Raw genomic sequence first — 23999 nt, 5'->3', positions numbered from 1 at the left:
CGACAGCCGGGTAACGCCGTCGGGCTCCGCGGCGGAGCAGTGCCGAACGTACACGTGGCCGGCAGGTACGGACGCCACCCTGATCTCACGAGCGGGTCCCACGTTCAGCGGTTTCCGTACGGTCACGGTGGACTCCATGGGTGGGGAGGCATCGGGGCAGGCAGGCTGTGCCGCTCCGGTCTCAGTCTGTGGAGGACCGCCGAAACACGCACCTTCTTGTGAGGGGCCGGGAGGCGACGGAACGCCACCCCGCAGGGGCCGGCAGGCAAGAGCCCACGGGTCACCTGTCGGCCAGAGGGGTGAGGAAACGTTCCGCGAAGTGGGCCGATGCCCATCGTTCCCCGTGGGCCTCGACATCCGTGCTCCGCAGCACGTCGAGCACCACGGCGCCCTGCATGAGGACCAGACATGCCCTGTCCGTCTGCGGCAGATGAGACAGGTAGCGACGTACCCGCCGATCGGCAGCTCCTCCGTACGGGTGTGCTCGGGCGACTGTGCCGGTAGGTCCCAACGCGCACAAGGACGCCAGGACCGCGTCCGGCTGCTCGTCCGGGTCGGCGGAGCCGATCAGCAGAAGGACGGGCGAGGGGCGGGAGAGGAATTCGTCGACTGCGGTTGCGTCCCGCAGCTCCGCCAGGGCCATGGCATCCATGATCGGGGCGCTACCCCGATTTTGCGTGACGACAGGCCGCTCGTTCCGAGCCCGGTATCCGCCGTGCTCCCCCGAGCCCCCGCCGGACGCAGGTCGGGGCCACCTGGTCTTGCGGCGTTGCCGCATCTGAGGGAGAGGCGGGAGATCAACACGGTGACGCTCCGCTACGCGCAAATGCCGGGTGTTCTGGTCCCAGAGGTCGAGGGCAACCTGACCGAAGAGGAACCGGTGCAAGTACTGCCGATGGATGAGCCGAGGCTGGTGGCACACGAGCTGTGCTTCGCCAGTCCGGAAGGCACCCGGCGGCACGCACAGCTCCTGATCCTCTGGGTGCCGCCATCCGCCGGCGCGCAAGAAGAGGCTTACACCGCCGGGTTCACCGCCCTGAAGGAGCATCTTTGTGCCCTTCGCGTCCACCTGACCGCCCGGCGCGCGGACCAGCTGGCATACCGCAGGCTCGTCGCCCTCGCTAGGTGAGGGCTCTGCGCCAGGGGTGCCATATCAGCTCAAACGCAGGGGTTGTCCTCGTGGCGGGCGCGGATCGTCACCAGCTTTTCCCATTCCTCGTCCTCGGCCACCAAGCCTTGGCGCTCCAGCCATGTCCGGCGCGAGCGCAGCACGGGCCCCCACGGCACGCGGCGGGTCGCCGTCACCTCGGCGGCCAGGCCCGCGCAGTGGAGCCGGTCGATGGTGGTCTTCGCCCCGCACAGGGCCGAGTGCACCATGAGGAGAATGCCGTCCGGCCTCAGCCGCGTCGCGGCGTCCGCGCAGATCCGGTCGATGACCGTCCGGCCGTCGGGGCCCGCGTCCCACGCCCGCTCGGCCCCGTGTGACGGCAGTGCGGTGCCCGGGGCGGGAACGTACGGCGGGTTCGCGATGATCAGGTCGAAGGACCGGCCGGCCGTCCCGGCGGCGAAATCTCCGTGGACCAGCCGCAGGGGCAGCTGCCGGCGCAGTGCGTTCAGGCGTGCTGTGATCACGGCGGCCCAGGAGACGTCGACCGCGGTGACCTCGGCACCCCGGCTCGCGCCGAGGAGGGCCAGCACGCCGGTGCCCGTACCGATCTCCAGCATCTTCGTCCCCGGGCCGATGCGTTCGCGGGCGAGCGCCTCGGCGAGGAACCAGCTGTCCGCCTGCGGGCGGTAGACCCCCGGGAGAACCACCAGGCCCGTGGCCGAGGTTCCCGAGGTCAGAGCCGTACTGGTCACTCCGCACCTCCGAAGTCGAGACGATGCGCCCGCGCGCGCATCAGGCGACTGCCCCCGGCGAGGCCCTCCATCCGGAAGGAGGCGATCTTCAGACGATGCCACAACGAATACGGATGAAACGGCCAGTCGCCTCCCGTCTGCGTTCAGGAATCTGGGAACGGGACTGGCGAAACCGGAATCGCAAATCATATAATGTCGGACATGGAGCCGGTGCGGCCTCGGACCAGCTGGACGTTCGTCACCAACCACGCCCGGATCCTCGCCATGATCCTCAAGGATCCCGAGACGCGGCTGCGGGATATGGCCCAGACCTGCCAGATCACCGAGCGCGCGGCCCAGGCCATCGTCACGGACCTGGAGACCGCCGGCTACCTGACCCGGGTACGCAACGGCCGCCGCAACCACTACGCGGTCACGCCCGAGACTCTCTTCCGTCATCCGGCCGAGGGGCAACACCAGATCGCGGACCTCCTGCAGGTCCTGGTCGACCTGGACCCCCGGGCCGGGGCGGCCGGGCCCCCTACCGCCGAGGGTGATCAGCGTGAGCGCGATCCGCACGGCTGATACCCGAACCGCCGACCCGGCCACTGAACCTCTGCCCTGCTAGGCCCTCGTTCCCATGCGTCGGGGCGGCGAAGGGAGCAAGGCCATGACCTCACCTCAGGAACGCCTGGCCGTGGCCGTCGCGCCCGGGCCCGAGCGGACACGAGTCCGCGTGAGCGGCGAGATCGACATGGACGACGCCGCCGAAGTGCGCGCCGACCTCACCGCAGCCCTGGACGCCAGCCTCGGTGGACTCGACGTCGACCTGGCCGCCGTCACCATCTGCGACAGCTCCGGCCTGCACGTCCTGCTGGACATGCATCAGCTGGCCCTCGACGTCGGTAAGACTCTCGTCCTTACCGCGCTGAGCCGCTCTGTCGCCCGCCTGTTGCACATCACCGGCGCCCAGGACGTGCTGACCGTCCGGAACACTGCTGTGTCGGTCACCCCGCACTCCGAAGTTCGCCGCCCGGGGGTTGAGAAAGCCCAAACCGGTCAGGCGCGTCCCATGGACGTCCGGATGCGGACGAGGCGCTACGGGCCGACAGCGCACCTCGACCCCACCGGCGAACTGGACCTGGACACCCGCTCCGCTCTTGACGGGATCCAGGAGGACCTCACCGGCGTCGACGTGGTCGCCTGCAACATGGGACGACTGACCTTCCTCGACGTCGTGGGCCTGCACGCCCTCCTCGACCTCGTACGCCGCCTGGACGAGCACGGCATCGCGTTCTTCGCCTACAACTGGCAGCCCCAGCCCCGCCGCCTCCTGGACTTCGTCGACAGCCTGTGCCCGCAGGCCGGCCGGGGCAGTCCCACCCGCATGCTGCGCAGCCTCAAGGGCTTCGCCGCCGCGGCCAGAGAGACCGGAGCCGCAGGAGCCCGACAGGACGCCCCGCAAGGGTGAAAACGCCGGCGCACTGAGCCAATGCCCGCACCGACGGGGCCGCTGCCGTCTGCGGCATGCCGGCAGGGCTGCCGGAGCCGAGACCTCAGGGCGTCCCAGCGAGGACGGTGGCCGGTGTGAGGCGTCGGCGCACAAGGTCTTCGGCGACGTCGGCCGAGCGTAGGTGCTGGGAGGCCGCGTAGCCCCGCAGGCGCTGTCCGGCTTCGGCCATGGTCAGGGGTGCGGTGGCGGCGAGCATGCCGGTGGCCATGTCGAGGACGGCCTTGGCGGAGAGGGCGGCCTGAGTGCGGGTGACGATGTCGTACGGCCGCAGGGGCTCCCGGCTCCACGTCACCACGGACGTCGTGGCCGTGTGGACGAGCGCCGCAAGGAGGCGGACGTCATCCGGCGTGAGGGGGGTGGGGGTGCGGGCGAGGAGGTTCAGGGCGCCGATGTTCTGCCCGCGCAGCCGTAGGGGGAAGCTGTGCGCAGCCGCGAACCCGGCGGCCCGGGCCAGCGGGGTGAAGACCGGCCAGCGCTCGTCGCTGGCGGCCAGGTCGTCGGCGTGGACGGCATCGCCCGTGTGATAGGAGTCGATGCAAGGCCCTTCATCGGCCTGGGCCTGGAACATCTCCGTGAGCTCGACCCGCTCCTCGGTGACGACCGCCGACTGCAGGCGGCCGCGGGCGTTGGCCAGCATGACTCCGGCCGCGTCCATGCCGGTGAGGCGTACGCAGTGGTCGACCAGGCGGCGCAGGAGCGTGAGGGGGTCCACGTCGTCGGCGACGGTGTCGGTGAGGCCGACGAAAGCCTCGGTGATCGCCTGTTCGCGGTTCATGTCCGTCACCGTCTTTCCTGCTCCGGTCCCACCGTGCGGGGAGAGCCTATTCATCGAACGTGACCCTTCCGGCGAGAACGTCACGCGCAGCTTGGGTGACGCTCTGGCTCCGGGTGAAGGCGTGGGCCCGGAGGCGGGCCAGGGCCTGCTGTGCGTCTAGGTCGAGGAACACCATGATCATGCCGGTGGCCTGGTGCACCTCTTCATGGTCGCTTTCCGCCACACCCAGCCACGCCGCTTCATCCCCCGGGCCGTCCTGTGCCTGGAGGACGAGGAGAGCGGTGGTGATGGCGTCGGCGGCCGGGAAGGCGAAGGACAGGTCCCGCTCGGAGAGCGGTCCGGGGCGGTCGCGGTAGAGATCGAGGGTCCCCACCGCCAGCCCGGCCGAGCCCAGCGGGAGCGAGAACACCGCCCGGACACCCAGCTCGACGGCCTGCTGGGCGAAGACCGGCCAGCGCCGTGCATCCGTGCCGCCCGTCAAGTCTGCGGCAAGTACCGGCGCCGCCAGGGCCAGGGCGCTCTGGCACGGACCGACCCCGAGCGTGTACTGGGCTTCTGCAAGGCGTCCCGCCACCGGATCGCTGGACCACCACAACGCCTGGGCGTCGTTGTCCCCGCCCAGCGAAACCGAGGCACCGGTGATGTCCAGCAGATCCACGCACGCCCGGCACAGCGCGGCCGGCGCGTTGATGCCCGAGCCACCCGACAGCAAGCCCGTGAACGCCAGCGACAGCCGCTTGAGGTCCTCCGCACCGATCGGAGGGTCAGCGTCCTCGGGGAAGAGAGAGAAGTCCCCCACAGCACCTCACCTCCCGAAGGACCACCCGCCCTACATTCTCACCCACCCGCTACCCGCCAGACGAGCCGCGACACCAGCGTCAGAAACAGGGATGCCTCCGGTGACGGGCCCGCCGGATTCCTGCCGCCCGATCCACCCGAACCCCCACCCCAAGCCGTCGGCGTAGTTGCCGGAGCAGCGCTTCCTCGTCCTGCGTAGCGCCCGGGACCTCGTCTGCGCCGAGGCCGGCCGGGGCCGCACGCACCGCCGGAGCGCCAGGCCGAGGCATTCCTGACAGGTGGTGGGCAGGCGTGAGAGCCACCACGGTGATCGAACGCCCGGCCGCCCACGTATCCACTTTGACCAAGCCGTCCACCGGGGCCGGACAGGGCGCATGGTCAAGATCAAGGACCAGCGAGGCCACACTGGGGCCGAGGCCCGACAACACGCGGCTGAGGCGCGCCCCTCACGCAGTGCCCAGCCGCCCGGTAGCCACACCGGCCGGGCCTGTGCGCCACGCCGCAGGCACACCGACAACCGTGCCCTGGTGGGGGCAGTCGTCACCGAGGTCCGCAGGGACCCCCGCTCGTCGGGACGAGGTCTTCCGATGGGGCGCGGCCCGGGCACCCGCCATCAGGTTGTTCACGTCTGGCCGGCTGGCCCCGGGGAGACCTTGGGATCATCTACCAGGCGCTGTCCGCCACATACACGCGGCGCGGCCCGTCTCCCAGCTCCTCGCCGGTGACAGCGGTGCTGATGGAGTCGAGCGACGCATTGTGGCGCTGGGTGCCTCGGATCGCGCTGCGGGAGCCGGTCGGCGCAGGTGGCTGCACACCGCGTAGAAGCAGATCGGGGCCAAGCGCTCGCGGCACCAGGGGAACCGTTGCTTCTGCAGACAGTCCGGGCGTGTTGTCAACGATGCTGCGAAAGTAGCGGAGGCGGAACGCCATGAGTGATGCGCTCGACCCAGGAGGCGCTATCGCTGGCCGACTTGGCCGAGATTCCGACGGCCTCCGACTGGTGTCAACGGTGGAACGGTCGGCGCTACAGCTGGAGGCATCGCCGGGACGCCAATTCGACAGCACGCAGTTCGGGGTCAAGCTGGTGGACGAGAGATCGGCGAAGACCCTCGTGAAGATCCTTCAGCGAGCCGAGTCAAGCGTGCCGTCCCGTGCCGGTTCTGCTCCATGGGAGCTGCCGTACTTCGTCAGGGTCACGGTAGGGGGGTGCCGCCGGTGGCGTTGACGATCTCGCCGGTGATGTAGGAGGCCCGGTCGGAGGCGAGGAAGACGTAGGCGGGTGCCATCTCGGCGGGTTGTGCGGGCCGGCCCAGTGGTGACTGTTTTCCGAAGTCGGTCGGGTCGGGCATCGTCGCCGGGATGAGCGGGGTCCAGACCGGCCCCGGTGCGACGGCGTTGGCGCGGATGCCGCGTTCGGCGAGCATCTGGGCGAGGCTGTGGGTGAAGGAGATGATCGCGGACTTGGTCATGGCGTAGTCGAGGAGGTGAGGACTGGGCTGGTAGCCCTGCACGGAGGCGGTGTTGATCACCGAGCCGCCGCGGGGCATGTGGGCCAGGGCGGCCTTGGTGAGCCAGAACATTCCGTACAGGTTGGTCTTCATGACGCGGTCGAACTGCTCAGTGGTGATCGCCTCGATGCCGTCGGGTTGGGACATCTGGTAGGCGGCGTTGTTGACGAGCAGGTCAATGCCGCCGAGCTCGCTCACCGTCTGGTCGACGAGGGCGGCGCATTGGTCCTCGTGCCGGATGTCGCAGGCGACGGCCAGCGCGGTATGGCCTGCCTCCCGGATCAGGCGCGTGGTCTCTTCGGCCTCTCCGGCTTCCTCGGGCAGGTGGGTGAACGCGATGTCCGCGCCTTCGCGGGCGAAGGCGAGACAGACGGCGCGGCCGATCCCGGAGTCCCCACCGGTCACCAGGGCCCTGCGGCCGGCCAGCAGGCCGTGGCCTTTGTAGGTGTCCTCGCCGTGATCGGGGCGGGGATCCATCGCCTCGGTCGAGCCTGGATGGTCCTGGTCCTGCGCGGGGAACGGGGGCCGCGGGTACCGGGTCACCGGGTCGTTGGGCTGGTCGTGGGAGGACATCATGATCTCCTTCCGGCAGGTGCGCGGGGCTCAGGACGAGGGCGGGTACGCGGCGGATTTGAGACGGCGTGCAAGGTGCGCGGTGTTCGCAGCCAGGGTCTTGGTGGTGCCCGCTGTCTTTTCGGGGGTTTTATCGAGGTCCTGGTAGTCGGTGCCCTGCATGGCCTCGCCGACCCAGTAGGTGACGGCATTCGGGGCCAGGGAGAAGCCCACGTCGTTGAGGCCCTGGAAGAGCTGGGCGCTGACGTGGTGGGCGCCGTCCTCGTTGCCGACCACGCACACGCCGGCGACCTTGCCGTAGGTGAGCATGCGGCCTTCGCCGTCGCTCTCGCCGAGTTCGGCGTCCAGACGCTCCAGGACGCGTTGGGCGACGCTGGAGGGGTGGCCGAGCCAGATCGGGGTGGACAGGATCAGGATGTCGCAGCCCAGGATCGTGGCCCGGATCTCAGGCCAGGCGTCTCCGTCGCCCATGTCGACCTCGACGCCCGGTTTGACGTCATGGTCGGCAATGCGAATCACCTTGCCTGTGACGCCGTGGTCGGCGAGCGCGGCCATGGTCTGTTCGGCCAGCAGCTGGGAGCTGGACGGCTTCGGCGAGGGCGAAAGCGTGCAGACGAGGGCGACGGCGCGCAGGGGCGTGGTTTCGGTGGTGTCCATGTGGTCCGGCTACCCCGGTGATGCAGTCGCATCCCGCCCCGGTGGTGGATTGCCGCCTATCGGGGGTTGGGAGGGCGGCAGGTGGTGGCTGCTGCTCGCGGGGCCGGGCCCGGCACGCGCTGCCGGGGGCGGGGCTTCCGGGGGCGCGGTGCGTGCCGGGGCCGGGGCCGGACGCAGGCGTCGTGCGTCAGTCCTCGCCGCGGATGATGTTCCAGTCCGGGTTGCCCGGCTTCTTCTCGTCCGTGGGCTCTTCGGTGCGCGTCTGGCGCACGATGGCGGGACGGCACGTGCGGGCCTCTTCTTCGGGCGGCACCCGGTGCGTGGCCGGCTGGTTCAGTGCCTTGCCGTTCATGTTCAGCATCTCCTTCCAAGGTGATCAAGTTGGGAATTCGTTTCCTTTCCGGTAGTGCGCGCGTACCCCGGGTGGAGTGGTCCACGCGCGCGGACCGGCCTGGCGAGCGGGGTGGCCGGTCGGTCATCCCGCAGGGTGGGGGTGCGGCCCGTCGGACGGAGCCGTGGGTGACGGGAGGTGGAGGCATGGGCCGGACGGCGCTCATCGTGATCGACATGCTGAGCACCTACGAGCACCCGGATGCCGAGGTGCTCATGCGCTCGGTCCGCGGGGCCCTGCCGGGCGTCGAGGCACTGCTGGAGCGGGCTCGGGCTGCTGATGCGCCGGTGATCTATGTGAACGACAACTTCGGGCGTTGGCGCTCCCATCACGGCGAGCTCCTCGAAGCGGCTCTCGCCGGCCCCTGCGCCGACTTGGTTGAGCCGATCGTGCCGGACGAGGAATCCCTCTTCGTCGTCAAAGCCCGGCACTCGGTCTTCTATGAGACCCCGCTGGCCTACCTCCTGACCCAGCTCGGGGTACGCACGGTGGTGCTGTGCGGGCAGGTGACCGAGCAGTGTGTGCTCTACTCGGCCCTGGACGCCCACATCCGCCACCTCGACGTCGTCGTGGCCAGGGACGCGGTCGCCCACATCGACGGTGGTCTCGCGGACGCGGCGCTGCGGATGATGCAGCGCAACATGGGAGCCGATATCCGTTCGAGCCGCGAGATCACCTTCGAGGAAGCCCATTCGGCCTGACCGTGCCGCAGTCGTTCGCGCGCCGTCGGCCTGCGGCCGGGTCTTCGGCTCGTTCGACGAGAGCGAGGGCGGCGGCCGCGGTTTTGAACTGCGGCTGCTTCGAGACGGGATCCCACAGGATGGGGATCAGCTCGTTGGCCGCTCGCCCCGGCGCCCCGGCGGCGGGGGCGTTTGCGGTAGGAGTGTCCCAGTAGCCGTAGTGGAAGGGCACGAACAGGACGCCGGGGCGCACCGTGCCCGTACGCAGGCGGCCGCGCAGGGTGCCGCACCGGGTGGTGACCTCGACGATGTCACCCTCGGCCAGGCCCAGGCGGGCGGCGTCGGCATCCGCGATCTCCACCCATACCTCTGGGGCCGCGGCTGCGAGTTCGGGGATCCGGCCGGTCTTGGTGCGGGTGTGGAAGTGGTAGATGGTGCGGCCGGTGGTCAGCTGGAAGGGGTACTCCTCGTCGGGCCACTCCTTCGGGCGGAGGTAGGGGGCGGGCCGGATGAGGGCCTTCCCGTCGGGGTTCGTCGCCCGGTACCACTTCTCGCCCATGGGTTCGCCGGTTTCGAGGTCCTTGCCGTACGTCTCGCACAGGTCCGGGTGCGCCCAGGTGACGCCGTCGCGGTACAGGCGGTCAGTGCCGGCGGGTGCCAGGTCGGTGCAGGGCCACTGGATGCCGCTCGGGCCGCGGAGTTTGTCGTAGGTGAGGCCGGTGTAGTCGCAGGGGCGGCCGGCGCTGCACTCCTTCCACGCCTCGAAGGCTTCCTCGGGCTTGGTCCAGTGGACCAGCGGGGCGCCGTCCTTGTCCTCGAAACCCATGCGGGCGGCGTAGTCGAGGAAGATGTCGAGGTCGGGGCGGGCCTGGCCGGGTGGGTCGACGGCCTTCTCGCAGAGGTGGACGGTGCGGTCGGCGTTGGTGAAGGTGCCCGTCTTCTCGCCCCAGGTCGCCGCGGGCAGCACGACGTCGGCGAACTGGGCCGTCTCGGTCAAGAACAGGTCCTGCACCACCAGGAACAGTCCTTCCTGAGCGAGGGTCGAGCGGATCCGGGCCAGCTCGGGGAGGGAGACGGCGGGGTTGGTGGCGCTGATCCACAGCATGCGGACCTTGTGCTGCTCGGCGAGCTCGAAGATCTTCATGGCGTGGGTGGGTGGCGCGTCGTGGGGGATGGCCGACAGTTCCACGTTCCACACCTTCGCGAGGTCGGCGACGTGCTGTTCGTTCTGCCAGTTCCGGAATCCCGGCAGGTCCCCGTCGGCTCCGCATTCGCGGGTGTTCTCGGCGCTGGGCTGCCCGTTCATCTGGAGCACCCCCGCGCCGGGGCGGCCGAGCATGCCGCGGATCAGGTGCAGGTTGTTGACCTGGACCGAGGCCGCGGTCGCCTGGTTGGCCTGATAGAAGCCCTGGAGGACGGTGGACAGCAGCCGGTCGGCGGTGCCGACCAGTTCGGCCGCCTCCTCGATCGCGGCTGCCGGGATGTCGCAGATGTCGGCGGCCCACCGCGCCGTGCACGGAGCGAGCTCCGCGCGCAGTCTGTCGTAGCCGACCGTGTGGCGGGAGATGTAGGCGGGGTCGGTCCAGCCGCGTCGGATGACCTCGTGCAGCAGGGCGTTGAGCAGGGCCACGTTCGTGCCGAGCCGGGGCGCGAGGTGCACCGCCGCCCGGCGGGCCACCGGGGTGGAGCGAGGGTCGACGCACAGCAGCCTGGGCGGGTCACTCCCGTCCAGGCGGTCCAGGATGCGCATCCACTGGACGGCTTGGGTTTCGGCGATGTTGTGGCCGAACAGGGCGATGGCGTCCGCGTGGTCGATGTCCTCGTACGAGCCGGGCTGCCCGTCGCTGCCGAAGGACTCCTTCAGCGCCTCGGCGGCCGTTGCCGTGCACAGCCGGGTGTTGCCGTCCAGGTGTGGGGTGCCGATCCCGGCGCGGGCGAGGACGGCGAGGGTGTAGTACTCCTCCAGGAACAGCTGCCCCGAGGTGTAGAAGGCGACGGATTGCGGCCCGTGGGAGCCGACCAGCTTCCGCGACGTGGCGACGATGCGGTTCATTGCCGTAGGCCAGTCGCTTTCGACGAGGCGTCCGCCCTCGCGTACCAGGGGGCGGGTCAGCCGGTCCGCGGAGCCGTTGGCCTGCCAGGTGTAGAGGTCTTTGGGCTCCAGCCGGCCCCGGTTGACGCGGTCACCGGCCCGGCCCCGGACGCCGACGATCCGCCCGTCCTGCACGGCGATGTCCATCGCGTCACCATCGGAGTGCAGCAGCGAAGCCGCCTGCACCCACGCCTCGACGTCTGCCCCAGCCACTCCATCGGCGAGGCAGGAGTCGATGCGTGCGGGCCACGGCCCGCCCTGCCGGTAGGGGGTGCGGGCACCCCACGGATCGGCGATCGGATCGCCGGACGCGTGCACCGGATGTCGCCTCACGACCGCTCCCTCGCACTCTCGGCGTCGTCGCCGAATGCCTCCCATCGCGCCTACCCGCAGCACGCCGCCCGACACGGCCCCCGCCGGGTACCTCGGCCTGCGCGGCCTGCCGAGGTACCGCGTCCACCGTGACCCGCACGGGGTATGCCGTAGGGGGCGGCGCGTACGCTCAGGGCGACCGGGTAAGCGTTCGGCATGCATCCGTACGCCGACAGCACCCTGACCCTGTTGACCCGCGGCTACGCCTGGGCTCCCGCCCTGCGCCAACGGCACGGCAACCCGCCAGCCGTCGCGACCCGGCTCATGGGCCGGCCGGCCGTGCTGCTGCACGGCCCGGAGGCGGTGGACTTCTTCTACGACGAACGCCACGTGCTGCGGCACGGCGCATTGCCCGGCCCCGTCCTGGACACCCTTTTCGGCCGAGGTGCCGTGCATACCCTGGACGGCGAGACGCACCGGGTCCGCAAGGAGCTGTTCACCTCCCACCTCATGACTCCCGACGGTGTGAAGGGCCTCGGTAACCTGGCCCGCGAGCACTGGCTGCGCACGGCTGACGGTCTCCGCGGTCGTGAGGCTGTGCTGTTCGACGAGATGGCCGTCGCTCTTGCCGGGGCGGTGTGCGAGTGGAGCGGTGTCCACTGCGCGCCGGGGGCCGAGGTCCGCCGGCTGGCCGAGGACTGCGTGGCGATGGTTGACGGGTTTGCCACCCCCGGCGCCCGTCAGTGGAAGGCCCGCCGGGCCCGCAGCCGTCAGGAGAACGCGCTCGCCCAGGCCGTCGACGGCGTCCGCCGCGACACGTCACGATCTAGCTCCGGCGGGCAGGCGACCGTGCTGGAGGCCGTGGCCGACCACCGGGACGCGGACGGCTGCCCGCTCGATCTCCACACGGCCGCGGTGGAGATGCTCAACGTGCTGCGCCCCACGGTGGCCATCACGTGGTTCGTCACCTTCGCCGCCCACGCTTTGCACCGCTTCCCCGCAGTCCGCGAAGAACTCCGCGCCGGTGATGAGGCGTATGCCCGGGCCTTCGCGCACGAGGTGCGCCGCTGCTACCCGTTCGTACCGTTCGTCGGCGGCCTTGCCGCCCGCGACCTGCGCTTCGGCGATCAGGACGTGCGCGAGGGCACCATGGTGCTCCTTGACGTCCCCGGCCATCACCGGGACCCCGACCTGTGGCCCGAGCCGGAGCGTTTTGACCCGCGGCGCTTCCGGGGCCGGGAGCCCGGCCCCGGCGAGCTCATCGCCCAGGGCGGCGGGAGTGCCCGCACAGGCCACCGCTGCCCCGGAGAGGACATCACGGTCCACCTCGTGGCCACCCTGGCGCAGACGCTGGCCGACCTCGAGCTCGACTTCCCCGAGCAGGACCTGCGCATCCCCGTGACCCGGATCCCGACCCGGCCCCGCAGCGGCATGACCGTGCAGGTCCGAACCCCGGACGGGGCTCCCGCCCGGTGATGCGGCCGTTGATGACAGGAGGCGGGTCCGCGGAGCAGCACCAGATGCGGATGCGTCATCAGGCGCACACGATGGCGTTGAAGACAGTCCACCGATGAAGGGATTTGTCATGCCTAGGGGATCCAGCCCGAAGCGCGAGCGACAGTACGAGCACATCAAGGAGTCCGGCGAGAAGCGCGGTATGTCCGAGTCCCGTGCGAAGGAGATGGCTTCCCGCACGGTGAACAAGGAACGCGCCCGGTCCGGCGAGAGCAAGACCGCCAGCCGCTCCTCGACGCAGGGGAAGTCCGCCTCGCAGCGGGGCGGGGAGAAGTCGGGGGGTGGGGGCGGCTCGTCCGAGCGGACCAAGGACGACCTGTACCAGGAGGCGAAGAAGCGCGGCATCGAGGGCCGCTCGACCATGACCAAGCAGCAGCTGAAGAACGCCCTCGGCCACTGACCTTCCCGCCGTCGCGCATCCAGGGGGGTGACGGTCTCCTCCGCAGCGGCGTGTGCCGGCCGGGCGGTGCGCGGTGCCGTGCGAGGGTGCTCGGGCCGTTTGCCTCTCTCCGCCTCCCAGGAGTCCCTCCATGCTCGAACGTAAACAGGTCAAGGACCGCACGCAGGTCACCTTCGTCCTCCCCTGCGACAGCCCGGACGGGCCCGTGAGTGTCGTGGGCGACTTCAACCACTGGGACCCGGCCGCTCACCCGCTCCAGGTACGCGGCGATGGGACGCGCGCGGCCACCGTCGTCCTGCCCAAGCACAGCGGCCACTCCTTCCGCTACCTGGCGGCCGGCGACTACTGGTTCGACGACGACCAGGCCGACGGCCACGACGGCACCAACGGCCGCGTCCACACCTGACGAGAGGTCACTTCGATGGACGCGATCGTGCTGCTGCGCGAGGACCACAAGACCGTCGATAAGCTGTTCAAACGGTTCGAGAAGACGGGCGACGGCGATACCGCGGAGCGCCGCACGATCGCCGACCAGGTGATCGAGGAGCTCACGGTCCACGCCTGGATCGAGGAGAAGGTCTTCTACCCGGCTGCCCGCCAGGCCGCCCCGGATACAACCGACCACATTCTGGAGAGCATCGAGGAACACCACGCGGTGGTGTGGATGCTGTCGGAGATCAAGGATATGGACCCGGGCGACGAGCGGTTCAAGGCAAAGATGACCGTGCTCATGGAGCAGGTGCGCCACCACGTCGAGGAAGAGGAACAGGACTGGTTCCCCGACGTCCGCAAGGCGATGGGCCGCAACCGGCTCACCGAACTCGGTGCGGAGCTGGAGGCGGAGAAGAAGAAGGCCCCGCGCGATCCGCTGGCCGTTCCCAGCGCCGACTCCAAGTGACCCCCGGGCTGTGCCCGGGCGCACGCGTGCGGCCCGTGATGGCCCTGGCCGTGGCGGTGGCTGCGCTGGCCGGGTGCGGGGCGCCGGCCGCACGGCAGGACGCCGCCGCGCTCGCCGGGACAGCCTTCGAGACCGCCCTCGCCGCCGGGGACCATGCCCGCGCCTGCTCCCTGCTGGCCCCGGCCACCCGCGCCCAGCTGGAGCAGGACACACAGCAGGCATGCTCGGCCGCACTCGCCGGCCAGGACCTGTCTGCCGCGAGGGGTGTGCGGCGCGTGGAGGCGTACGGGAGGCAGGCGCAGGTGCGGATGGCGGGCGACACCCTGTTCCTGTCGATGTTCAGCGGCGGCTGGAAGATCGTGGCCGCGGGCTGCACGCCGCGCCCGGACCGGCCCTACGACTGCCGGGTGAAGGGGGCGTGAGAGCGTGCGGTTGCTGTTCGCCGCCTGTCTGGTGGTCATCATCGGCGGGCTCGGCTACTTCATGACCATCGGGGTGCTCCAGCGATGACTGACAGCCGTGAGGGGCGCCGGGGCTTCTGGCGGGAGAACAGCCTCACCCTCGTCTTCGGGATCGCGTTCCTGGTGGTCCTGGCCTGCCAGGCCGTCGCTGGGCGGGCCGAGTTCAACGAGCAGATGATCGTGGACGGTCTGCAGCCGCTCGGGTTCGCCGAGTACCTGACGTCCTCCGACTTCGCGGTCGACGTCACCGAGAACTGGCAGTCGGAGTTCCTGCAGTTCTTCCTCTACATCTTCGGCACCGTCTACCTCGTCCAGCGCGGCTCACCCGAGTCGAAGAAGGTCCACCAGGCGGGGCCGGAGAGTGAGCGCGATCAGCGCATGGGTGATCACGCCCGTGCGGATTCGCCACGATGGGCAGGGACCAAAGACTGGCGGCAGACCCTCTACGCCCGCTCCCTCGGCATCGTCATGGGCACCCTGTTCCTGCTCTCCTGGCTCGCCCAGTCCATTTCCGGCACTGCCGCCTACAACGACCAGCAGCTGCGCCAGCTCGAGGACCCGGTCAGCTGGGCGGGCTACATCGGTACGCCGGACTTCTGGAACCGGACCTTGCAGAACTGGCAGTCCGAGCTCCTGGCGGTCGCGGCGATGGTCGTCCTGTCGATCTACCTGCGTCAACGCGGCTCACCGGAGTCGAAGCCGGTAGGCGCCGCCCACACCACCACCGGCATCGAAGGCTGACCCGCCTTGCCGCGGCATCCGGTAGCGCTGCGGGGCGCAGACCGGCGGCGTCCGCCGGCTGCCGACTGGCTGAGGCTTCGTTCTGCGCCAGTCCGGCACCGGAGTTACGGCGGCGGCTCGGGCTGGAAGCGGCTCCGACGGTGCAGGTCCGTCCGGCTGCTGGCGCAGGCATTCGTTCCGGTCCGGCGCGTGCCCGCGATCATGGCTGGGGGAGCCAAGCTGATCCGAAGTCTGTCGCATCCCGTACCTGGCGGGTCCGTTGTTCGATCAGGCGGCGGAAGCCCGCCAGGGCGAACCGTTCACCGGTGGCTGGGCCGCGGCCGGGGATACCCGCGATGTGGTCCATGAGCTGCTGGTGCTGGGCCTGCCAGCCGACCACCAGGACCCGGAGGCCACGTTGCTCGGCGCGCCGGTGGAGGTCGACCAGGTGCAGCAGGCCGTCGGCGTCCATGGCCTGTACTGCGTGGACATCGACCATCAGGTCTCGGTCGTCGCCGGTGAGGTGATCGAGTGCCTGGTGGAGCTGGATGCCCGCTTCGTCGGTGAGGTGCCCGCTCATGTGGGCCAGGACGGTTGCGCCATTGCGTTGGATGCCCAAGGTGATCAACGTGTGTGGTACCTGTCTGCAGAAGTCGTCGGTGCCGTGCGGGCCCCATCCTGTCCGGGCCCGGCCGCAGGCCGGTACGCGGCGCGCGGACGCCGCCCGGCTCCCTCCGGGCCCATGCTGCGGCCGACAGGCACGGGCCGGCTTCACAGGTGGGTCAGCGCGACCGCGGACAGGAACCCGGCGACGGTGACCAGCCCCGTCAGCAGGTGCCTCGGGAATCACTGTGTCCGCGATCATGGCGAGGATGGCTCCGCCGGCCACGGCTGTGATCATGGCTATCACAGGCTCGGAAGCGTTCCCGAGCAGCGCGTAGCCGGCCAGGGCCGCCAGGCCGCTGATCAGAGCGATGCCGCTCCACAGCGTCAGAACGTAGCGTCGGCTGCGGCCGGCGCTACGCATGCCGGCGGCGCTGGCCAGGCTCTCGGGCAGGTTGCTGATGAACACCGCCCCCACCGTGACCACCCTGAGGTGGCCGCCGCCCAGGAGGCTGGTGCCGATCACCACCGATTCCGGGACCCCGTCCAGCAACGAGCCGAGCGCGATGGCGTTGCTTGACCCCGGCGCCTGCACCTCCGACGGTTGCTGCTGGCCGGAGCGCTTGCGGTGCTGAGCACCGCGCCGGGCCAGCAGCGCGTTCACACCCGAGTACACGACGGCCCCACCGACCGCGCCGAGGACCACGGGCTCCATCCTGGACCGCTCGTACGCCTCGGCGATCAGCTCGAAGGACCCCGCGGACAGCAGCACCCCGCTGCCGAACGCCAGGACCAGCGCGATCCACCGCGCCGGGACCTGCACGAACAAGCCGATGTCGGCGCCTACCAGCAGCGCCGCGCCTGCGAACAAGCCCCACCCACCCGCAACCAGCGCTCCCACCACAAGATCCCCTTTCCCGCTCCCGACCGATGCCGCGCATGTACCCGCCGAACCGAGCAGGAGCAGGGCCGGCACCGGCCCTGTTTCTTTGCGCCGACGGTTGCGGAAAGCCGCGGGAAAGCGTGTATTGCCGGAGGCGGTAGCAGGGGCGGGGCCCCGGCGGTACGGGGCGCGGGATGGGAGATGAGGATGGACCGGGCCCGTGTGGTGGTGCAGCCCGATGCGGGAGGAGCCCGGGTCGCGATGTGCCAGGGTGAGCTCGACTTGGACACCCGCACCCCAGGCCGAGACCGGCGCGGCCGCGGCGAGTGACCCGGCGATCCAGCGCATCGTCGCGGACATGTCCAGGGTGACCTTCGCCGACCCCTCCCTGCTCAACATCCTGCTCCGGATGCACCGCAGCGCCCGCCTCATGGTGGCCGGCCCTCTTCGCCAGCGGCTCGTCGTCCTGCTGGAGCTGACAGGCACCCACACGGCCCTAGCCGTCACCGACAGTCCGGCCGCAACGCACGCGCGCCTCCTGGGCTGACCAGGCCGAGCGCAGTCTGCCCGGGGTCGGTCAGGCGGCGGCCCGCTGCCACGGCAGCAGCAGAAGCGGGGCGGTCTCGGTGAGCGTGAGCAGGCGCTGGACCTCGGGGGCGTTCACTCCGCTCACGCCGAAGTTCACACCGGCCCTGCGCGCGGCAGCTCTGGTGCGCAGCAGGACCGACAGGCCGGAACAGTCGCAGAAGGACACCTGGCGGAAGTCGACCTCGAGGCCGGGCGTTCCCGCTTTCAGAGCCTCTTCCAGGGCGTCGCCGAGGCAGGGGCCGGTATCGAGGTCGATCTCGCCCCGCACGCTCACGACCACCCGGCCGTCGGTGATCCGGGTGCCGACTCGGAACGGCAAGGGACCGCTCACGTGCACCTCCCTGTGCCGGGATGCAGATGGGCCAGTCGGCCGCGGACAGTCTCATGCGACAGATGAGCGGCCTTGCCGATGCGGCGCAGTCCCCAGCCCTCGTGCCGTGCCGCGGCCATGGATACTTCCAGCGCCTGGCCCGTCGCCTCGTCGAGTTCGCTTCGCAGCTCGGCAATCGCGCTCAACCGGCGTCCCAGGGGCAGCGCCTGAAAGCCAAGGCACAGCCGGGCCACCTCGCCTCTGACCGAAACCATCTGCGCGGTGAAATCCGTCATGACCAGCTTGTGCCCGCACCACCCGGACCGCATGTCAAAGAACTTGACACCCGCGGCCTGGACGTTCTCGATCTGTGGCTATTCCTCGAACGTAATCACGGCGTGCACCCCGGCGTGCCTCAGGGTCCGCTGGATGGTGCGTCCGGCGCCGCGGACGCGGACCGACCCGGAACCGCCGCGCCGGGCGCTCGTAGCAGGGCGTAAGCGCAGAGGAGGTCGAGGTGCTCCAGACCGGCCACCTCCCACACCCACTCGTCGGCGTCGGTCAGCCGCGGGTCGAGGAGCGGCTGTTCCAGCAAGATCACGTCCTCGCCCGTCAGTCGGCCGGTGAAGCGTAGGACCGCGCACTGCCCGCTGGTGCCGGCACGGGCGGGGCCGGGAGGTCGCCTGACGCGGGGGGCTCTGCAGGGCTTCAGCTTAGGCCGGCACGCTGTGGCACGGCAGGATGTCGGCGGCCCCGAGCAGCCGGGGGCTGCCTGGGCCTTGGTGCCGCGCCGTTGATGGCGATTCTTGAAAACGGCCGCTGGTGCTCGTCGCCTCACTTCGTTGCTGCTTGAACGGTGTGGGGAAGGTGAGGAGCCGGAGAGCATGCGTGGGCCCCGCCGACCGTCAGGTCGGCGGGGCCCCGTGATCGTGAACCTCAGCTGGTGGTCAATTGATCAGCCCGCACTTCCAACTCGATGCGGCCTTCGAGTGATTCGAGGCCCCAGGGAGTGACGGAGATCCTGACCGTGTCCGAAGTGCCCGCGGTGTTGCCGGTGGTCAGTATGTTGCAGAGGACGCCGACCTCGACGGGATAGGGCGAGTCGGGGGCCAGGTCGTCGCCGGAGAAGACGGGCCACTTGTCGATCAAGGCCCACTGCTGGTCGTGGGCGTCGGTGAAGCGGACCTCGACGAGGCCGGGCTGGGGTTCGTCATCGACCCATCGGACCGCTTCGCAGCGCAAGAAGACCATGGTCAGACTCTGCCATCAGGGTCTGCGGTCGGCAGCCGGATTTCCAGGCTGCCGACCCGTTGATGGTGCTGTCACGGAGCCCGGCGGAGTGGGACGACATCGGAAAGTCCGGTGGGCATGGAGGGGCGGGCGGCCTCTGGCGTCGCGAGGAGAGCGACGATGGTCACTGGCTGTTGGCAGTGGGGGCAGCCGCGAGTTCGAGCCGTTCCTCGGCCGCGGAATTCAAGATCAGGTCGAATCCGCGATGGGCGAGCTGGAGAGCCAGTTCGTAGCCGCGCTGGGCCCGGTGGAGAAGCGTGGGCAGGCCGTAGAGTCACAGGGCGGCCCGGGCAGCGTTCGCGCCCGGGCCCCGTGCGCGCCTCCACCGGGATGGGCAGCCGCGGAAGCCAGATAGAGCCGCTTGACCGGCGTCTCGGGCCGGCCTGAGCCCGGTGTCGGCCGGAAGACCGTCTCCTGGTGGAGGGCGGTGGTGCCGTTGTCGATGGCGCCGTTGTGCGGGTTCTCGTCCATCGCCTGCGGCGTGGTGGGTGCCAGGATCCGACGAGCGGCGATCCGGTCGCGGAAGCCCGGGGCGAAGCGTTCCGCCTGTGCCTCGATGCGGTCGGCCATGGCCGTCTGCTCGTGGGAATCCCAGCGGCCGGTAATGCCGTCCGGGCCGGCGGCGGAGCAGATCTTCCGCGGCAGATGGGTACCTGCCTACGCCGACTCCGTGCCGGTCGGTGAGCGGCTGGGGTCGGCGGTGGTCATCTGGTCGAACAGGGTGAACGGGTCGTCGGGGACGGCCTCCGCCGCGGTCCCGGCCCGTACGACGACCTCGGCGACCCGCTCCCCGCACCGCGGGACGCCGCCGCAGCCGGCTCACCAGCGCCGCCGTGAGAGCGCCGGCCCCGCCGACGGGTACCGGGAAGCCGTGGCTCTGCCCCTCGCATCGGACCGCAAGCAGGCAGGGGCGCACGTCGATCACGTCGGCTCAGGTCAGTGGACCTCGATTCCGATGAGGCAGGTGTCGTCGTCGGTGTCGGACGCGCTGTACGTCAGCACGCTGTCCATTCGTTTCTCCAGCGTGTCAGCGGAGCGGGACGCGACGGTGAGGAGCTGGGCGAGGGAGTCGGTGACGGCGATGTCTCTCCGTTCGACGAGTCCGTCCGTGTACATGAGAAGGATGTCGTCGACTTCGAGCTGTACTTCCTCCTCCGTGAACGTCGCATCGGGGAGTGCTCCGAGCAGCAGTCCGGCAGTGAGGGCGAAGGACTGAGCCTCTACACCTCTGACCAGGACGGGTGGCAGGTGCCCGGCGCGTGCCCACTGCAGAATCCGGGTCTCCGGGTCGAAGAGGGCACACACGGCGGTGGCGGTCAGGTGGCTTGTGAGATGGAATGCGACCTGGTTGAGCCAGGCGAGCAGCTGCGCCGGGCCGGCGCCGGTAACAGCGAGGCCGCGGAGTGCGTTGCGCAGCACGACCATGCCGGTAGCGGCCTGGATGCCGTGTCCCGCGACATCGCCCACGCTGAGGAGGATCTTGCCGTTGGGCAGGACGACGGAGTCGTACCAGTCCCCGCCGACCAGAGATTCCGCTTCAGCCGGTCGGTAGCGCACCGCGATCCGGATGCCGGGCACTTCGAGGGCAGCGGGCGCGGGCGGCATGATGGCGTGCTGCAGTTGGAGGGCGAGGCGGCTGCGGTCGGCAGATTCTGCTTCGGTGTCGGCAAGCTGGTCCCGGGTGGCGGCGAGGGCGACCTCCGTCCAGTGCTGCGACGAGACGTCCTGGCAGGCGCCACGCACGGAGTAGAGGCGGCCCTGGCCGTCCAGGACGGGCTCGGCCACCATGCGGATGTGGCGCGTGTTGCCGTCGGGACGTTGAAGGCGGAATTCCACGGACGACTCGCGCCGGCTGTGCAGGAGCGTGCGCAGGAAGCGTCCGATGGAGTTGACGTCGTGGGGGTGCGTGTGTGCTGCCAGGTCCTCGAGAGGAACGGGGGTAGCGGTTATCGGCAGCCCGAACAGAGCGAACAACTGCTCGTTCCAGCTGATCTCTCCGGTGTGCATGTTCTGTTCGAAGCCGCCGACCCGGCCGAGGCGTTGTGCGTGCTGCAGGAGGTTGGCGAGCCGGGCCCTCTCGTCCTCGACCTTCCAGATGAGAAGGAGGGCGGAGCCGTGACGGCTGATGCGCACGTCGGCGACGGTGGTGAGGGGGACCTCACCGACGAAGGTCGTCAGCACGGTGCGCAGTGCCTGGCATGCTTCGCCGGTGGCGTAGGTCCTCTCCAGTTTGTCGAAGAGACCCCCGTCCTCGGCTGCCGCCGGGTAAGTCTCCAGGAAGGGGCGGCCGGTGACCATGGGGCTCGGACGGCCTGCCGGGTCGATGAAGCTGTTGTTGGCGTGGTGAATGCGGAAATCGGTGAGGCGACCGCCGGCGTCGAGGACGGGTGCGAGGACGAGTGCGGTGTCGTCGAGATGGCCGGCGAGGTCGGTGAGTTCCGCCAGGGTCGCGTGATGCGCGGCGCCGGACGGGTCGGGAGTGCTGTGCGGGGCCTGCTCCTCAAGGGTGTGGGCGCACAGTTCGGCCAGCGCCTCGAGCTGGCGGATGATCTGTACGGGCTGCGCGGGCAGGGGCTGGGGCCAGCCGATTTCCAGGACGCCGTGGATGCGGCCCCCCGTGCCTGCGGGGATCACGACACGGCCACCGTCCGGATGCTGGCGCCGCCCGATGGTAGGGAGACTGGCGTGCGAGAGGCTGCTGACGATGGAGAGCTCGCGGTGGGTGAGGGCGAGCCGGGCGCAGGTGGCGACCTCCGGGGGGACGTAGCGCCAGCGGTCGGCGTCCTCCGGCGCGAAGCCCGCCTGGCCCGCCAGGGTGAGCGAGGAGTCGGCCCCGGTGACCCAGATGGCGACGCCGTGCGCCCCGAGAGGGGCGAGCGCGTTTTCGAGGAGCGCCGCTGCGACGGCCGGTGTGTCGCCTGCTGCCAGGACGCGGCTTTCCGCAGCCCGCAGCCGGACCGCGGGCGCCGCGTCGGAAGCCTGCTCGGCCACAGCGGTGGTCAGGAAGCCCTCCGCCACCTCGCTGACGCGGTCGCGGGCCGCCTGGTTGATGACGTCCACGGCGAGAGCCAGCAGGGAAGTGCCGGCCTGTTCGGCGAGTTTGGCGAGCTGTCGGGATGCCTCGGCGGGCCCGCATCCGAGTTGCCCGACGAGGATGCCCTTGGCCAGCTCCACCAGGGCACGGCCGTCGGCCGCCGACTGGGCTTGCAGAGCCTCCTCGCGTAGGCGCTCCACGGTCGCGGCGAGCCGACCCCCCTCCGTCTCGGAGGTGGTGGGCAAGGGGGGCCGGGACGGTAGAGGACTCTCCGGCCCGAGTTCGGTGCGGATGTCGAGTACGGCGTTGTCCGCCGTGGGGTTGGCGATGGCATCGGGCTGGGATGCCGCGTAGTCGTCAGGAGTGGTGTTCACTGTGCGTTGCTCTTCCTCCGAAGGTGGCCAGGGCGGTCAGGCTGGGGTGGGACCTGAGACGCTCTGGTGCGGAAGCCACCGGCGGAGTCGGGCGATGAGGTCATTGGCGTCGACGGGCTTGGTGACGTAGTCGTTGGCGCCGGAGGCCAGGCTCTTCTCACGGTCTCCTGGCATGGCCTTCGCCGTGACGGAGATGATCGGCAGAGTGCTGTACTCGGGCATGCGCCTGATCTCTGTGGTTGCCGCGTATCCGTCCAGCTCCGGCATCATCACGTCCATGAGGATCAGGTCGATCCCAGGGGTGCCCGTGAGGGTTTCGATGCCCCGGCGGCCGTTCTCTGCGTGCAGCACGTGGATTCCGTGCAGTTCCAGGATGCCGCTGATGGCGTAGAGGTTGCGCGGGTCGTCATCCACCACGAGGACCGACCGGCCGGCCAGGCTCGCGTCGACGACGGCATGTTCGAGGGAAAGGTGGTCATCCGCGCGCACGAGTGTGGGGACGTCGCCCGGGCGGTCCGCCGACAGATGCAGGGCGATCCGCTCGCGGAGTTCATCCAGGCTGGAGAGCACTTCCAGCGGCTGGACGGCGGCCCGCTCGGCGAGTTCTGCCTGCTGCTCCCTGGTCATACGCCGGTTGTCGTGGGCGAGGACGGGCAGGGAGGCAAGCGCGCTGTCCCCGCCGAGAGCCTTGAGGAAGCGCAGTCCTTCTCCGTCGGAGCCGAGTTCCAGGACCACGCAGTGGAAAGGCGCCTGCGCCAGAGCGGCTGCCGCATCGGCCGCAGTGACCGCGGTCACGACTTCGGCACGGTCTGCCGGCACGGTGACCGCCCGGCCCGCGGTCAGGTCTCCGGCCGCGCTCTCCGCGACCAGGCTGAGCAGGCCATTGCTGCGCTGCTCGATGACCAGAATGCGCCGCGGGTGACGCTGTTCCTCAAGAGCCGGCTGGGCAGTGCTGTCCGGCTCGGCTGCCCCCGAGCTGTCGGGCGCCGCGCTTTCGAGGGCGGCCGGTCCTTCTTCGGTGGGTTCGCGGCCCGAGACGGGGAGGTACAGCGTGAAGGTGGACCCCTTGCCGAGCTCGCTGCGGGCGGTGACGGCGCCGCCCAGGAGTCGGGCGATCTCCCGGGTGATGGAGAGTCCGAGTCCGGTGCCGCCGTACTTGCGGCTGGTGGTGCCGTCGGCCTGCTGGAAGGCGGCGAAGATGGCTTCCAGTTGCTGCTCGGCGATCCCGATGCCGCTGTCGATGACGCGGAAGGCGACCACGGAGCCGGCCTGGGCCAGTTCGTCGGGGAGCTCCGCCGAAGCCGCAGGTTCGATCTTGACGTGGACGCGGCCGTGTTCGGTGAACTTCACCGCGTTGGACAGCAGGTTGCGCAGGATCTGCTGGAGGCGGGCGTCGTCGGTGAGGAGATCGACGGGCACACCAGGGGCCGTAGTGATGTCGAACTCCAGGCCCTTTTGGCTGGTCACCGGCCGGAAGGAAGCTTCCAGGTAGTTGAGGAGCTGCTTGAGGGAGACTCGCTCCAGGTTCACATCCATCTTGCCGGCCTCGACCTTGGACAGGTCGAGGATGTCGTTGATGAGCTGGAGCAGGTCCGAGCCGGCCGAGTGGATGATGCCCGCGTACTCGACCTGCTTCGGGGTGAGGTTGCGGGTGGGGTTCTGGGCGAGCAGCTGGGCGAGGATGAGCAGGCTGTTGAGCGGGGTGCGCAGCTCGTGGCTCATGTTGGCCAGGAACTCGGACTTGTACTTGGAGGCCAGGGACAGCTGCTGGGCGCGGTCCTCCAG

At 70.1% G+C, this 23999-nt stretch carries 25 protein-coding genes and 1 pseudogene; 11 read left to right on the top strand and 15 right to left on the bottom strand.

Features of this window, described 5'->3' with window-relative positions:
- Window positions 1-280: 280 nt before the first annotated feature.
- Entirely contained in the window at window positions 281-652 is a 372-nt protein-coding gene (locus ABZ873_RS12175) for a hypothetical protein (protein WP_360869136.1), read from the bottom strand.
- Window positions 653-805: 153 nt separating this feature from the next.
- On the opposite strand from ABZ873_RS12175, the gene ABZ873_RS12170 reads away from it, so the two are divergent.
- Entirely contained in the window at window positions 806-1129 is a 324-nt protein-coding gene (locus tag ABZ873_RS12170) for a hypothetical protein (RefSeq protein WP_360869133.1), read from the top strand.
- 29 nt (window positions 1130-1158) lie between these two features.
- Here ABZ873_RS12170 and ABZ873_RS12165 read toward each other — a convergent pair whose 3' ends face one another.
- Window positions 1159-1860: a HemK2/MTQ2 family protein methyltransferase gene (locus ABZ873_RS12165; protein ID WP_360869129.1), complete on the bottom strand. Its 702-nt coding sequence runs from the start codon at window positions 1858-1860 to the stop codon at window positions 1159-1161.
- Window positions 1861-2061: 201 nt separating this feature from the next.
- Between ABZ873_RS12165 and ABZ873_RS12160 the strand changes: the two genes are divergently transcribed.
- Both ABZ873_RS12160 and ABZ873_RS12155 read left to right on the top strand, forming a co-directional pair.
- Window positions 2062-2424: a MarR family winged helix-turn-helix transcriptional regulator gene (locus ABZ873_RS12160; RefSeq protein ID WP_360869126.1), complete on the top strand. Its 363-nt coding sequence runs from the start codon at window positions 2062-2064 to the stop codon at window positions 2422-2424.
- Window positions 2425-2509: 85 nt separating this feature from the next.
- Window positions 2510-3310: an anti-sigma factor antagonist gene (locus ABZ873_RS12155; protein ID WP_360869123.1), complete on the top strand. Its 801-nt coding sequence runs from the start codon at window positions 2510-2512 to the stop codon at window positions 3308-3310.
- An 85-nt stretch (window positions 3311-3395) separates the two neighbouring features.
- Here ABZ873_RS12155 and ABZ873_RS12150 read toward each other — a convergent pair whose 3' ends face one another.
- The 5 genes from ABZ873_RS12150 to ABZ873_RS12130 form a co-directional block, all read right to left on the bottom strand.
- Entirely contained in the window at window positions 3396-4127 is a 732-nt protein-coding gene (locus ABZ873_RS12150; RefSeq protein WP_360869120.1) for a GAF and ANTAR domain-containing protein, read from the bottom strand.
- 46 nt (window positions 4128-4173) lie between these two features.
- Complete coding sequence (locus ABZ873_RS12145) at window positions 4174-4926, bottom strand: ANTAR domain-containing protein (RefSeq protein ID WP_360869117.1); 753 nt, start codon at window positions 4924-4926, stop codon at window positions 4174-4176.
- 1192 nt (window positions 4927-6118) lie between these two features.
- Window positions 6119-7006 carry an SDR family oxidoreductase gene (locus ABZ873_RS12140; protein WP_360869356.1) on the bottom strand — a complete coding sequence of 296 codons (888 nt, stop codon included), beginning with the start codon at window positions 7004-7006 and terminating at the stop codon, window positions 6119-6121.
- A gap of 30 nt (window positions 7007-7036) precedes the next feature.
- Entirely contained in the window at window positions 7037-7663 is a 627-nt protein-coding gene (locus ABZ873_RS12135; protein WP_360869114.1) for an NAD(P)H-dependent oxidoreductase, read from the bottom strand.
- A 187-nt stretch (window positions 7664-7850) separates the two neighbouring features.
- On the bottom strand, window positions 7851-8015 hold the full coding sequence (locus ABZ873_RS12130; protein ID WP_360869111.1) for a hypothetical protein: 165 nt from the start codon (window positions 8013-8015) through the stop codon (window positions 7851-7853).
- Window positions 8016-8200: 185 nt separating this feature from the next.
- Between ABZ873_RS12130 and ABZ873_RS12125 the strand changes: the two genes are divergently transcribed.
- Window positions 8201-8755, top strand: coding sequence for an isochorismatase family cysteine hydrolase (locus ABZ873_RS12125; RefSeq protein ID WP_360869354.1), 555 nt, complete (start codon window positions 8201-8203; stop codon window positions 8753-8755).
- On the opposite strand, the gene ABZ873_RS12120 is transcribed toward ABZ873_RS12125, so the two are convergent.
- Entirely contained in the window at window positions 8727-11144 is a 2418-nt protein-coding gene (locus tag ABZ873_RS12120; RefSeq protein ID WP_360869351.1) for a molybdopterin-dependent oxidoreductase, read from the bottom strand. The two genes, ABZ873_RS12125 and ABZ873_RS12120, sit on opposite strands and share 29 nt — an antisense overlap.
- 210 nt (window positions 11145-11354) lie before the next feature.
- On the opposite strand from ABZ873_RS12120, the gene ABZ873_RS12115 reads away from it, so the two are divergent.
- The 6 genes from ABZ873_RS12115 to ABZ873_RS12090 all read left to right on the top strand — a co-directional run bounded on the left by ABZ873_RS12115 (window position 11355) and on the right by ABZ873_RS12090 (window position 15153).
- Window positions 11355-12614: a cytochrome P450 gene (locus tag ABZ873_RS12115; protein WP_360869108.1), complete on the top strand. Its 1260-nt coding sequence runs from the start codon at window positions 11355-11357 to the stop codon at window positions 12612-12614.
- A gap of 109 nt (window positions 12615-12723) precedes the next feature.
- The gene (locus tag ABZ873_RS12110; protein WP_053706339.1) at window positions 12724-13053 is read left to right on the top strand and encodes a plasmid stabilization protein; all 330 of its coding nucleotides are present in this window, start codon (window positions 12724-12726) and stop codon (window positions 13051-13053) included.
- A gap of 130 nt (window positions 13054-13183) precedes the next feature.
- Window positions 13184-13459, top strand: a complete 276-nt coding sequence (locus ABZ873_RS12105; RefSeq protein WP_360869104.1) for an isoamylase early set domain-containing protein — start codon at window positions 13184-13186, stop codon at window positions 13457-13459.
- A gap of 15 nt (window positions 13460-13474) precedes the next feature.
- Window positions 13475-13951: a hemerythrin domain-containing protein gene (locus ABZ873_RS12100; RefSeq protein ID WP_360869101.1), complete on the top strand. Its 477-nt coding sequence runs from the start codon at window positions 13475-13477 to the stop codon at window positions 13949-13951.
- A 26-nt stretch (window positions 13952-13977) separates the two neighbouring features.
- Window positions 13978-14373 carry a hypothetical protein gene (locus tag ABZ873_RS12095; RefSeq protein ID WP_360869098.1) on the top strand — a complete coding sequence of 132 codons (396 nt, stop codon included), beginning with the start codon at window positions 13978-13980 and terminating at the stop codon, window positions 14371-14373.
- Between the two features lie 84 nt (window positions 14374-14457).
- Window positions 14458-15153, top strand: coding sequence for a DUF6766 family protein (locus ABZ873_RS12090; protein ID WP_360869096.1), 696 nt, complete (start codon window positions 14458-14460; stop codon window positions 15151-15153).
- Window positions 15154-15352: 199 nt separating this feature from the next.
- On the opposite strand, the gene ABZ873_RS12085 is transcribed toward ABZ873_RS12090, so the two are convergent.
- Entirely contained in the window at window positions 15353-16639 is a 1287-nt protein-coding gene (locus ABZ873_RS12085; protein ID WP_360869093.1) for an STAS domain-containing protein, read from the bottom strand.
- 250 nt (window positions 16640-16889) lie between these two features.
- On the opposite strand from ABZ873_RS12085, the gene ABZ873_RS12080 reads away from it, so the two are divergent.
- Entirely contained in the window at window positions 16890-17165 is a 276-nt protein-coding gene (locus tag ABZ873_RS12080) for a hypothetical protein (RefSeq protein WP_360869090.1), read from the top strand.
- Between the two features lie 30 nt (window positions 17166-17195).
- Here the strand turns inward: ABZ873_RS12080 and ABZ873_RS12075 are convergent, their stop codons facing one another.
- From ABZ873_RS12075 to ABZ873_RS12050, 6 genes and pseudogenes are all read right to left on the bottom strand, one after another.
- On the bottom strand, window positions 17196-17537 hold the full coding sequence (locus ABZ873_RS12075; protein ID WP_360869087.1) for an STAS domain-containing protein: 342 nt from the start codon (window positions 17535-17537) through the stop codon (window positions 17196-17198).
- Window positions 17534-17812 (bottom strand): hypothetical protein, encoded by a 279-nt coding sequence (locus ABZ873_RS12070; RefSeq protein WP_360869084.1) that lies wholly within the window; start codon window positions 17810-17812, stop codon window positions 17534-17536. The genes ABZ873_RS12075 and ABZ873_RS12070 overlap by 4 nt, the downstream gene beginning before the upstream one ends.
- Window positions 17813-18452: 640 nt before the next feature.
- Entirely contained in the window at window positions 18453-18767 is a 315-nt protein-coding gene (locus ABZ873_RS12065; RefSeq protein ID WP_360869081.1) for a hypothetical protein, read from the bottom strand.
- 313 nt (window positions 18768-19080) lie between these two features.
- Window positions 19081-19689: pseudogene (locus ABZ873_RS12060) on the bottom strand (NAD(P)/FAD-dependent oxidoreductase); the annotation flags it as partial.
- Window positions 19690-19742: 53 nt separating this feature from the next.
- Window positions 19743-22085, bottom strand: coding sequence for a SpoIIE family protein phosphatase (locus ABZ873_RS12055; RefSeq protein WP_360869348.1), 2343 nt, complete (start codon window positions 22083-22085; stop codon window positions 19743-19745).
- Window positions 22086-22250: 165 nt separating this feature from the next.
- On the bottom strand, window positions 22251-23999 hold a 1749-nt coding region (locus ABZ873_RS12050; protein WP_360869078.1), incomplete at its 5' end, for an ATP-binding protein.

It is taken from the genome of Streptomyces sp. NPDC047014, assembly GCF_040644195.1.
GTDB lineage: Bacteria > Actinomycetota > Actinomycetes > Streptomycetales > Streptomycetaceae > Streptomyces.
Note: the sequence above shows the minus strand (reverse complement) of the source record. Positions and strands in the feature narration are given on the sequence as shown.